Here is a 9735-nt window from a genome sequence, read left to right as displayed (position 1 = left end):
CCTTTCGCTGTCGTTCTGCATCCGGATCGGCTTTGCGATCATTGTCATTCATTCCTCAAGCAATCCGGCGGAGCATGGGAGGGTGCTTTTCCCGCCGAATATCTGAAACACTAACTTAGTTCATAATAGGCTGATTTTAAGCCCCCTGTCAGACACTGCAATCAAGAAATGGCCGGCATGCACGGGAAAGACCAAAAAAGTCCCTGGTCGATCCCATGCGGGCGCTGCAGCGAAAGCGGAAACAAAAAGACCGGCCACAGATGCGTAGCCGGTCTTCGTTTTTCAATATGTAGCGCAGGTTGCGCCGTCAAAATCGATTCATGCAGCAGCAGGCGTCGCCGAGGGCGCCGACTTGGCGGTCTTGACGACGGCAGCGGCGACCGGCGCTTCATAGGGTTTGTAGGCTGATTTGGCGAGATCGGCATACATCTCACTGAGCTTCGTCGTCTCGGAGACAAAGCCTTCAAAATACGCCTTGACGTAGTTTGTCTGCAGCTCGAAAGCGGCCTCGAAGCTCTTGACGCCGGCCAGGGTTTCGAAATGCGTCACCGCGTCCTGAAAGGATTTCTTCGAATATTCCGTGGCTTCAGCGGCGATCGCCTGAAAACCCTTGGTGGTGTCGGAATAGGTTTTCACCGCCGTGTCGACGGCTTCCTTGCTCTTCTTGTTGGCGTCTTCAAAGTTGAACATAAGCCATCCTCCGTTGGGCTGTTGGTGGCGGCAGGGTAGCTGCAATGCAAAAATAGTCAAGTAGTCTTGTGCGCTGCACAACATCCAGTAGTTGCATGACAATCATATAACAAAGTCCGCGCGTCAGGGCACGTACGTCTTTAACTGATTTTGCTAAAATATATCAGAATGCCGCAACCAGAAGTTTTGAATAAATTCTCACTCCGAATCGAAAAACAAAAAAGACCGAACGGATTGCGCCGTTCGGTCCTTTTGAAGCATTCGAGCGCGATCAGAGATCGACGTCGAGGATCGCCATCGAAAAGTTGTATGAGCGGTCGCCGTCCTCGTCATCGATATAGACGACACCCAGAAATTCTTCGCCGAGATAGACTTCCGCAGAATCATCCTTGCGCGGACGCGCCTTGACGATCATCTGCGGGTTGAACATGCGCTTGAAATAGGCGTCGAGCTTCTTGATTTCTTCTGGCTTCACTCTGTCATCTCCGTAAGCGGTCTTGATTGGCCGCTTCTTGCACAGGAAATGCAGCGGTGTAAAGGCAAGGTTGCCGTTTGCTCATGGCCCTCCCCGCTCGGATCCCGCCGACTTTTCCTATCCTTGTTTCCAACGGGCGCTCAGATATCGGCGCCGATCACCTGGTCCATGTTGCGCGACGGCTCGGAACAACCGGCCTCGCCGACGACCTTGGCCGGCACGCCCGCAACCGTCTTCTTGGGCGGCACCGCCTTCAGGACGACGGAGCCGGCGGCGACGCGTGAGCAATAGCCGATCTCGATATTGCCGAGGATCTTCGCACCGGCGCCGATCATGACGCCGGAGCCGATCTTCGGATGGCGGTCAGCGCCCTCCTTGCCGGTACCGCCGAGTGTGACGCCGTGCAGGATCGAGACGTTGTCGCCGATGACGGCCGTCTCGCCGACGACGAGGCCGGTGGCGTGATCGAGGAAGATGCCCTTGCCGATACGGGCGGCCGGATTGATGTCGGTCTGGAAGACGCTGGAGGAACGGCTCTGCAGATAAAGCGCAAAATCACGCCGGCCGCGGTTCAGCAGCCAATGGGCGAGACGATGCGTCTGCAGCGCGTGGAAGCCCTTGAAATAAAGTACCGCCTCCATGAAGCGCAGGCATGCGGGATCGCGGTCGTAGATCGCTTGGATATCGACACGCAGGATGGAGCTCCAGTCCGGCCAGTCGAGGAGCATTTCCTCGAAGGTCTGGCGAAGCAGGTTCGCCTGCATGTCGGGGTGATCGAGACGTTCGCAGATGCGGTGGATGACGCATTCCTCGAGCGAATGGTAGTTGATCACAGTAGAATAGAGGAAGGCGGCGAGAACCGGATCGCGTTCGGCGGCGAGTCGGGCTTCCTCACGCAGGCTGTCCCAGATGGGATCCATCACCTTCAGCGGATGGCCTGTGTCAAAAGCACGAATGTCAGTCTTTGCGACCATCGCCGCTCTCCTCGTTCCCAGCCGGAATGCCGTTTTCGGAATGCCAATATATAGAGGAAAACGCCAATAACATAAATGGGTGCCGTCGCCATGGTTTTTTAGTATGGTTTTTCGGCATCACGATGTTGTCAGCGATGGGCGACCTTTGCGTAGAAGGCCAGAACCGCCTGCTTGAAAACCCTGTCGCCGACGGCGAGCATATGATCGCGGCCGGGAATATCGAGCGCTTCGGCATTTTGCATCAGCGCCGCCAACTCCTGCGGCGAGCCGGCGATATCATCCTTGGTGCCGACGCCGATCAGCGTCGGCATGTCGAGCTTGGCCATGTCGGAGCGGGCGACGAGATCGCGCGAGCCGCGGATGCAAGCGGCAAGAGCGACGCGGTCGCTCTTCGTCTGCTCGGCGAAGGCGCGGAACATGCGGCCGCGGGTATGCGTCACCGCCTCCAGCGAGGGCGCCAGCAGCGCATCTGCGATCGGGTCCCAGTCGCCAACGCCGTCGGTCATGCCGATGCCGAGGCCGCCGAGCGCCAGCGAACGGACGCGATGCGGATTGGCAAGCGCGGCAAAGACGGAGATGCGCGCGCCCATCGAATAGCCCATGACATTGGCTTCGGGGATGCCCAGATGATCCAGCAAGGCGATCGCATCGCCGGCCATGACCCAGGGACGATAGGCTTCGGCATCGTGCGGCTTGTCGCTTGCCCCGTGGCCGCGATTGTCGATGGCGATCACCCGGTAGCCGGCATCACCGAGCGTCTTCAGCCAGCCCGGATGCACCCAGTTGACGTTTGCAGTCGAGGCAAAGCCGTGGATCAACAACACGGGGACGCCGGCCGGATCGCCCTCATCGAAGAAGGCGAGCTGCAGTCCGTCATGGGTGAAGCTCGAAAATGTGGGCGTATTCAGGTTCATCGGGCCTTCCTTTTTGGCGCGACCATAGTCGAGTGGCCTTTCATCGTGAAGCCAAAAACTGTGGCTAAAAACTGTGCCTGGCGCGGCGCTTTGGCTCTACACATTTGCGGCGAAGGCTTATAAGGTTCGCGCAGATTTCAGAGCATTCGGAGAGCGACATGGCCGGCCACAACATTCCTCACTTCCAGAACGACGGCGGTCACCGCGTTATCGAAGTCGGCGTCAAGGAATTCATGTGCACCGGCGCTTCGGCTCCCTTCGATCATCCGCATATCTTCATCGACATGGGCGACGACAACGAGAAGGTCTGTTCCTACTGCTCGACGCTCTATCGCTTCAATTCCGCGCTCAAGCCAAGCCAGACCAATCCGGCCGGTTGCGTTTTCCACGTGAAGGCGGCGTAACGCGTCCAGATCCGGATCGGACGGACAATGCCGGTCGAACATGCCGCCATTATTGGCGCCGGGATATCAGGGCTGACAGCTGCCCTTGCGCTTTCGCGCCGCGGTATCAGCTCGGAGATTTTCGAGCAGGCGGGCGAACTCACCGACATCGGCGCCGGATTGCAGATCTCGCCGAACGCTTCCCGCATCCTTGCCGAACTCGGTATCCTTGAAGGACTGTCAAAGGTCTGGCTCGAGCCGGACGCGATCCGGCTGATATCGGGTGGTTCGCTCCGCCAGCTCGCGGCCGTGCCGGCCGGCAAATTCGCGCGGGAACGCTGGGGCGCTCCCTATGGCGTCCTGCATCGCACCACATTGCAGAAAACCCTTTTGGCTGCGGTTGCGGCCGATCCGCGCTGCCGGCTTCACCTCGGCGTGCGGATGGACTCGACCCCACCGCCTTTCGAGCGAGCGGCCGATGTCGTGATCGGCGCCGACGGCGTCTGGTCGAAGCTGCGGCAATTCGTTCCGGGCAGCCCCTCGCCGCGCTTTTCCGGCAATATCGCCTACCGCTTCACCATTGCCGAAACGGAGGCGCCCGGTTTCCTCGACCGGACAAGCGTTTCGGCTTTTCTCGGCGGTTCGGCGCATCTCGTCTGCTATCCGCTGAGGGAGACCGGCAGCTTCAACATGGTGGCGATCACCGCCGGCAATATCGCGCCGCAGGCCTGGCAAAGCGAGCCGACGGCCGAACAGCGGGCGCAACTGCGGGCGCGCCTTTCCGGCTGGAACACCGCGATCGTCTCGCTGCTCGACAGACAGAGGAAGCTGACGTTCTGGCCGCTGTTCGAAACCACATCAGGCGCATGGCAGGACGGCCGCAGGACAGTTCTGATCGGCGACGCCGCGCATGCGATGATGCCTTTTGCCGCCCAGGGAGCGGCGATGGCGATCGAAGACGCATACGAACTGCCGGCGTTTCTTTCGAACCGTCCCGCGGCGGAAGCGCTGGCGCGGTTCGAAAGACATCGGGTGCCGCGCATTGCGAAGCTTCGCCAGCGTGGCGCCTTCAACCGGTTCGCCTATCATGCGAAAGGGCCGATCCGGATCGGCCGCGATCTCGTGCTCGGCCTCAAGCCGCCGCTAAGCCTCGCGGCAGATCTCGACTGGATCTACGGCTATCGGGCTGTCGATCTGCCTTGAGGCGCGACCAGCGACGACAAAGCGTGTCTGATCAGACCGCGCTTGCTGCCGCAAAACCCCGTTCGATATCGGCCTTCAGGTCGGCCACGTCCTCGATGCCGATCTGCAGGCGGATGACCGCACCGTCCGTCGGCGCCTTGGCGATCTTGCGATCGTTGAGATAGGCATGCAAGGCGAGGCTTTCAAAGCCACCCCAGGAATAGCCGAGACCGAAAATCCTGAGCGCGTCGAGGAAGGCATGCGCCTTTGCTCTGGACTTCTCGGGACCGTCAGCGGCCAGCACGAAGGAAAAGATGCCGCTGGCACCTTTGAAATCGCGCTTCCAGAGATGGTGAGAGGGGAAACTCGGCAGGGCCGGATGCAGCACGCGGGCGACGTCGTCCCTGCCCTCCAGCCATTGCGCGATCGAGAGTGCGCTTTCATAATGCCGCTCGAGGCGCAGGCCCATGGTGCGTAATCCGCGCAGGATCTGGTAGGCATCATCGGGTGCACCGCAGATGCCGAGCACACCGTTTGCTTCCTTCAACCGCTCCCAGTGCTCGGCATTGGCCGAAACCGTTCCGAGCAGGATGTCGGAATGGCCGGACGGATATTTCGTCGATGCGTGGATCGAGATGTCGACGCCGTGATCGAGTGGCCTGAAATAGATCGGCGTCGCCCAGGTATTGTCCATCATGACGACGGCGCCGTGGCGGTGCGCAACTGCCGAGATCGCCGGAATATCCTGCATCTCGAAGGTGTTGGAGCCGGGAGCCTCGGTGTGAACGAGCTTCGTGTTCGGCCGGAACAGCGTCTCGATGCCGGCGCCGATCTCCGGATCGTAATATTCCACCTCGACGCCGAGGCGCTTCAGCATCGTGTCGCAGAAATGGCGCGTCGGGCCATAGACCGAATCGACCACCAGCGCATGATCGCCGGCAGCGACGAAACCCAGGAACGGAATGGTGACGGCCGCAAGGCCCGACGGCACAAGGATCGTGCCGGCTGAGCCTTCGAGTGCGTCGATCGCCTCGCAGAGCGCATCCGTCGTCGGGGTGCCGCGCGTCCCGTAAGTGTATTTCTGCGTGCGCGTCTCCATCGCCCGCGCATTCGGAAACAGCACCGTCGAGGCATGCACGACCGGCGGATTGATGAAGCCGTGATAATCGAAAGGGTCGTTGCCGATATGGGTCAGGCGGGTGTTGATGCCGGCATTCTGCAGCAAGCTGTCTTTGTCTTTCATGTCGGGAATAGCCTTTGGCGACGGAGACGCGAAAGTGGACTTTTGGACGCCCTGCCATATCAGGTCAACCCCTTGAAGATCGGTTGAGGCGACGATCCGAAATGATGGAAATTTCGATTTTCGCGTTATTTTTCCGCAACTGGACGCCTATTTCCTAGTCAACCGCCCATGAATGCAGCGCCATCTGCCAAAATGTTGAATTTCGCCGCAATTATTGGGCGCGACACTTGACCATAGTGACATTTGCGACTGTGATAGGGTCACTCGCGCCGGGAGGGTGTCGAGACAATGGGGAGGCGGCACGGATTGTCGGCACGCACTCTCCACAAGAAAAGATAAGACAACGGAAAAGGTTGGGAAAATGAAAAATAAGCTCCTGTCGGCCGCCATCGGCGCAGCAGTTTTGGCAGTTGGCGCCTCGGCCGCCTCCGCCACCACTCTCTCAGACGTCAAGGCAAAGGGTTTCGTTCAGTGCGGCGTCAATACCGGCCTTACCGGCTTTGCCGCACCTGACGCTTCCGGCAATTGGGCCGGCTTCGACGTCGACTTCTGCAAGGCCGTCGCTTCGGCGGTGTTCGGCGACCCCACCAAGGTCAAGTACACGCCGACAAACGCGAAGGAACGTTTCACCGCTCTGCAGTCCGGCGAAATCGACGTCCTCTCGCGCAATACGACCTGGACGATCAATCGCGACACCGCACTCGGCTTCAACTTCCGTCCCGTCACCTATTATGACGGCCAGGGCTTCATGGTGCGCAAGGGCCTGAACGTGAAGTCGGCTCTCGAACTCTCCGGCGCCGCAGTCTGCGTGCAGTCGGGTACCACCACCGAACTGAACCTTGCCGATTATTTCAAGACGAACAATCTGCAGTACAATCCGGTCGTCTTCGAAAATCTTCCTGAGGTCAACGCGGCCTACGACGCCGGTCGTTGCGACGTTTACACGACCGACCAATCCGGTCTCTATTCGTTGCGTCTGACGCTGAAGAATCCCGACGAACACGTCATCCTTCCTGAGATCATCTCCAAGGAGCCGCTTGGCCCGGCCGTCCGTCAGGGTGATGATCAGTGGTTCGACATCGTTTCCTGGACGGCTTATGCGCTGATCAATGCCGAAGAGTTCGGCATCACCCAGGCAAATGTCGACGAGATGAAGAACTCGCCGAACCCGGATATCAAGCGCTTCCTCGGCAGCGAGACCGACACCAAGATCGGTACCGATCTCGGCCTGACCAATGACTGGGCCGCCAACGTCATCAAGGGCGTCGGCAATTATGGCGAAATCTTTGAGCGCAACATCGGTCAGGGCAGCCCGCTCAAGATCGAACGCGGCTTGAATGCTCTGTGGAACAAGGGCGGCATCCAGTACGCACCGCCGGTTCGTTAATCGAGCACTGGCATGAAATACCGGGAGGGCGGCCGAGCCGCCTTCCCGCTTCCAAAAGTTAAAAAAGAAAGCCCGAAAACGGGCACAAGGGGATTGGCGCGGTATGACGCATGAGGCTGTGGATAGGACACCTTTGCATGGCACCGGCTGGAGTTTCCGGTCGGCAATGTACGACCCGAAATACCGGAGCATATTTTACCAGGTTCTAACAATTGTCGTTCTCGTGGGCTTTGTGTGGTGGGTGGCCCACAACACGGCCGTGAACCTTGCCCGCAGCAATACGGCATCGGGTTTCGGCTTTCTTCGCGGTCGCGCCGGTTTCGAAATCGGCCAGTCGCTGATCGGCTTCTCGAGTGACTCGACTTATGCGCGCGCACTTCTCGTCGGTATTCTGAATACCTTGCTGGTGGCGGTGACCGGTATCTTCACGGCGACCATCATCGGCTTTCTGATCGGGATCGGCCGGCTGTCGCGCAATTGGCTGATTGCCAAGCTCTGCACGGTCTATGTCGAGGTTTTCCGCAACATTCCGCCGCTGCTCGTCATCTTTTTCTGGTATCTCGGCGTTCTCTCCGTCTTGCCGCAGCCGCGCGAGTCGGTGGGTCTGCCGTTCAGCATGTACCTCAACAACAGAGGACTAGCCTTCCCGAAGCCAATCTTCGAGACGGGCATGATAGCGGTCGGCATCGCCCTCGTGATTGCGATTGTCGCCACCATCATCATCGCGCGCTGGGCCTACAAACGCCAAGCCGCAACCGGCCAGCCGTTCCACACCGTATGGACGGCGATCGCGCTGATCGTCGGCTTGCCATTGCTGGTCTTCGTTGTCTCCGGCTTTCCGCTCACCTTCGACGTTCCGGTTGCCGGAAAATTCAACCTCACGGGCGGCTCCGTCGTCGGCCCCGAATTCATGTCGCTGTTTCTCGCTCTGTCCTTCTATACCGCCTCGTTCATCGCCGAGATCGTTCGCGGCGGCATTCGCGGCGTTCCAAAGGGACAATCCGAAGCAGCCGGCGCGCTGGGGCTGCATCCATCGAGCGTGACGAGACTTGTCGTGGTGCCGCAGGCGCTGCGCATCATCATCCCGCCGCTGACGAGCCAGTACCTCAACCTGACCAAGAACTCCTCACTCGCCATCGCGATCGGTTTCTCGGATCTCGTTGCCGTCGGTGGCACGATCCTCAATCAGAGCGGTCAAGCGATCGAGATCGTCTGCATCTGGGGTATCGTCTATCTCAGTTTGAGCATTCTCACGTCGCTGTTCATGAATTGGTTCAATGCCAAGATGGCACTGGTGGAGAGATAAGATGTCGGTTGCCGATAAACCCTTCGTCAGAACGTCCATCCTTGCCGCCGAACCGCCGCCGCCCGGCGAGAGGGGAGCCGTCGCCTGGATACGTCGCAATCTCCTGGCAACTCCGAAGGACGTGATCCTGACAATTCTGGCTCTTGCGCTCATCGCATGGGCCGTGCCGCAGCTCGTCAACTGGTTGTTCATCCAGGCCGTGTGGTCCGGTCCGGACCGCACATTCTGCGCGACGACGCTCCAGGGCGGCATCCAGCCCGACGGCTGGAGCGGTGCATGCTGGGCCTTCATCAGCGCCAAGTACGATCAGTTTATCTTCGGCCGCTACCCGCTCGGTGAGCGTTGGCGGCCAGCGATCGTCGGGATCCTGTTCATTGTGCTGCTGGTTCCAATGCTGATCCCGTCGGCGCCGCGCAAGGGCCTGAACGCCATTCTTCTGTTCGCCGTCCTGCCGATCGTCGCCTTCTGGCTTCTTCACGGCGGCTTCGGCCTCGAAGTGGTGGAAACTCCACTCTGGGGCGGGTTGATGGTGACGCTCGTCCTGTCCTTTGTCGGTATTGCCGTCTCCCTACCAGTCGGCATTCTGCTTGCGCTGGGACGCCGCTCGAAGATGCCCGTCATCCGGATGCTTTGCGTTACCTTCATCGAGGTCATTCGAGGCGTTCCGCTGATCACCGTTCTGTTCATGGCAAGTGTCATGCTGCCGCTTTTCCTTCCCACAGGCTGGAACGTGGACAAACTGCTTCGGGCGCTGATCGGCGTGTCGATCTTCACGTCGGCCTATATGGCGGAAGTGATCCGCGGCGGCCTTCAGGCGATCCCGAAGGGACAGTTCGAAGGCGCAGATTCGCTTGGCCTCGGCTACTGGCAGAAGACCCGGTTAATCATCATGCCGCAGGCCATCAAGCTGGTGATCCCGAGCATCGTGAACACCTTCATCGGAACGTTCAAGGACACGTCGCTGGTCACCATTATCGGCATGTTCGATCTGCTTGGCATCGTCAAGCTGAACTTCTCCGATGCCAACTGGGCAAGCGCCGTCACGCCAATGACGGGCCTGATCTTCGCGGGCTTCATCTTCTGGCTGTTCTGCTTCGGCATGTCGCGTTATTCAGGCTTCATGGAACGCCATCTCGATACCGGCCACAAACGATAAGAACGCTACAACGATAAGAATGAGG

The 9735-nt window shown here is 59.5% G+C and carries 10 protein-coding genes; 5 read left to right on the top strand and 5 right to left on the bottom strand.

Annotation, left to right across the window (positions count from 1 at the left end; translation table 11 throughout):
• Positions 1 to 318: 318 nt before the first annotated feature.
• From FY112_RS21775 to FY112_RS21760, 4 genes are all read right to left on the bottom strand, one after another.
• Complete coding sequence (locus FY112_RS21775; protein ID WP_017960264.1) at positions 319 to 690, bottom strand: phasin family protein; 372 nt, start codon at positions 688 to 690, stop codon at positions 319 to 321.
• A 271-nt stretch (positions 691 to 961) separates the two neighbouring features.
• Entirely contained in the window at positions 962 to 1165 is a 204-nt protein-coding gene (locus FY112_RS21770) for a DUF3126 family protein (protein WP_003539277.1), read from the bottom strand.
• Positions 1166 to 1305: 140 nt separating this feature from the next.
• A complete protein-coding gene (gene cysE / locus FY112_RS21765; RefSeq protein WP_003539276.1) occupies positions 1306 to 2139 on the bottom strand; it encodes a serine O-acetyltransferase in 834 nt (277 codons plus the stop codon).
• Between the two features lie 128 nt (positions 2140 to 2267).
• A complete protein-coding gene (locus FY112_RS21760) occupies positions 2268 to 3053 on the bottom strand; it encodes an alpha/beta fold hydrolase (RefSeq protein ID WP_151519265.1) in 786 nt (261 codons plus the stop codon).
• Positions 3054 to 3211: 158 nt separating this feature from the next.
• On the opposite strand from FY112_RS21760, the gene FY112_RS21755 reads away from it, so the two are divergent.
• Together FY112_RS21755 and FY112_RS21750 are read left to right on the top strand one after the other, a co-directional pair.
• Entirely contained in the window at positions 3212 to 3457 is a 246-nt protein-coding gene (locus FY112_RS21755) for a zinc-finger domain-containing protein (protein ID WP_003539274.1), read from the top strand.
• A 27-nt stretch (positions 3458 to 3484) separates the two neighbouring features.
• Positions 3485 to 4639, top strand: a complete 1155-nt coding sequence (locus FY112_RS21750) for an FAD-dependent monooxygenase (RefSeq protein WP_151519264.1) — start codon at positions 3485 to 3487, stop codon at positions 4637 to 4639.
• Positions 4640 to 4670: 31 nt separating this feature from the next.
• On the opposite strand, the gene FY112_RS21745 is transcribed toward FY112_RS21750, so the two are convergent.
• A complete protein-coding gene (locus FY112_RS21745; RefSeq protein WP_151519263.1) occupies positions 4671 to 5861 on the bottom strand; it encodes a cystathionine beta-lyase in 1191 nt (396 codons plus the stop codon).
• A 361-nt stretch (positions 5862 to 6222) separates the two neighbouring features.
• Between FY112_RS21745 and FY112_RS21740 the strand changes: the two genes are divergently transcribed.
• From FY112_RS21740 to FY112_RS21730, 3 genes are all read left to right on the top strand, one after another.
• Positions 6223 to 7248 carry an amino acid ABC transporter substrate-binding protein gene (locus FY112_RS21740; protein WP_017960259.1) on the top strand — a complete coding sequence of 342 codons (1026 nt, stop codon included), beginning with the start codon at positions 6223 to 6225 and terminating at the stop codon, positions 7246 to 7248.
• Between the two features lie 103 nt (positions 7249 to 7351).
• Complete coding sequence (locus FY112_RS21735; protein WP_151519262.1) at positions 7352 to 8554, top strand: amino acid ABC transporter permease; 1203 nt, start codon at positions 7352 to 7354, stop codon at positions 8552 to 8554.
• Position 8555: 1 nt separating this feature from the next.
• A complete protein-coding gene (locus FY112_RS21730; protein ID WP_077981125.1) occupies positions 8556 to 9710 on the top strand; it encodes an amino acid ABC transporter permease in 1155 nt (384 codons plus the stop codon).
• Positions 9711 to 9735 lie beyond the last annotated feature (25 nt).

The organism is Rhizobium sp. PEPV16, from assembly GCF_008919455.1.
In the GTDB taxonomy this organism is placed as follows: Bacteria; Pseudomonadota; Alphaproteobacteria; order Rhizobiales; family Rhizobiaceae; genus Rhizobium; species Rhizobium leguminosarum_Q.
Note: the sequence above shows the minus strand (reverse complement) of the source record. Positions and strands in the feature narration are given on the sequence as shown.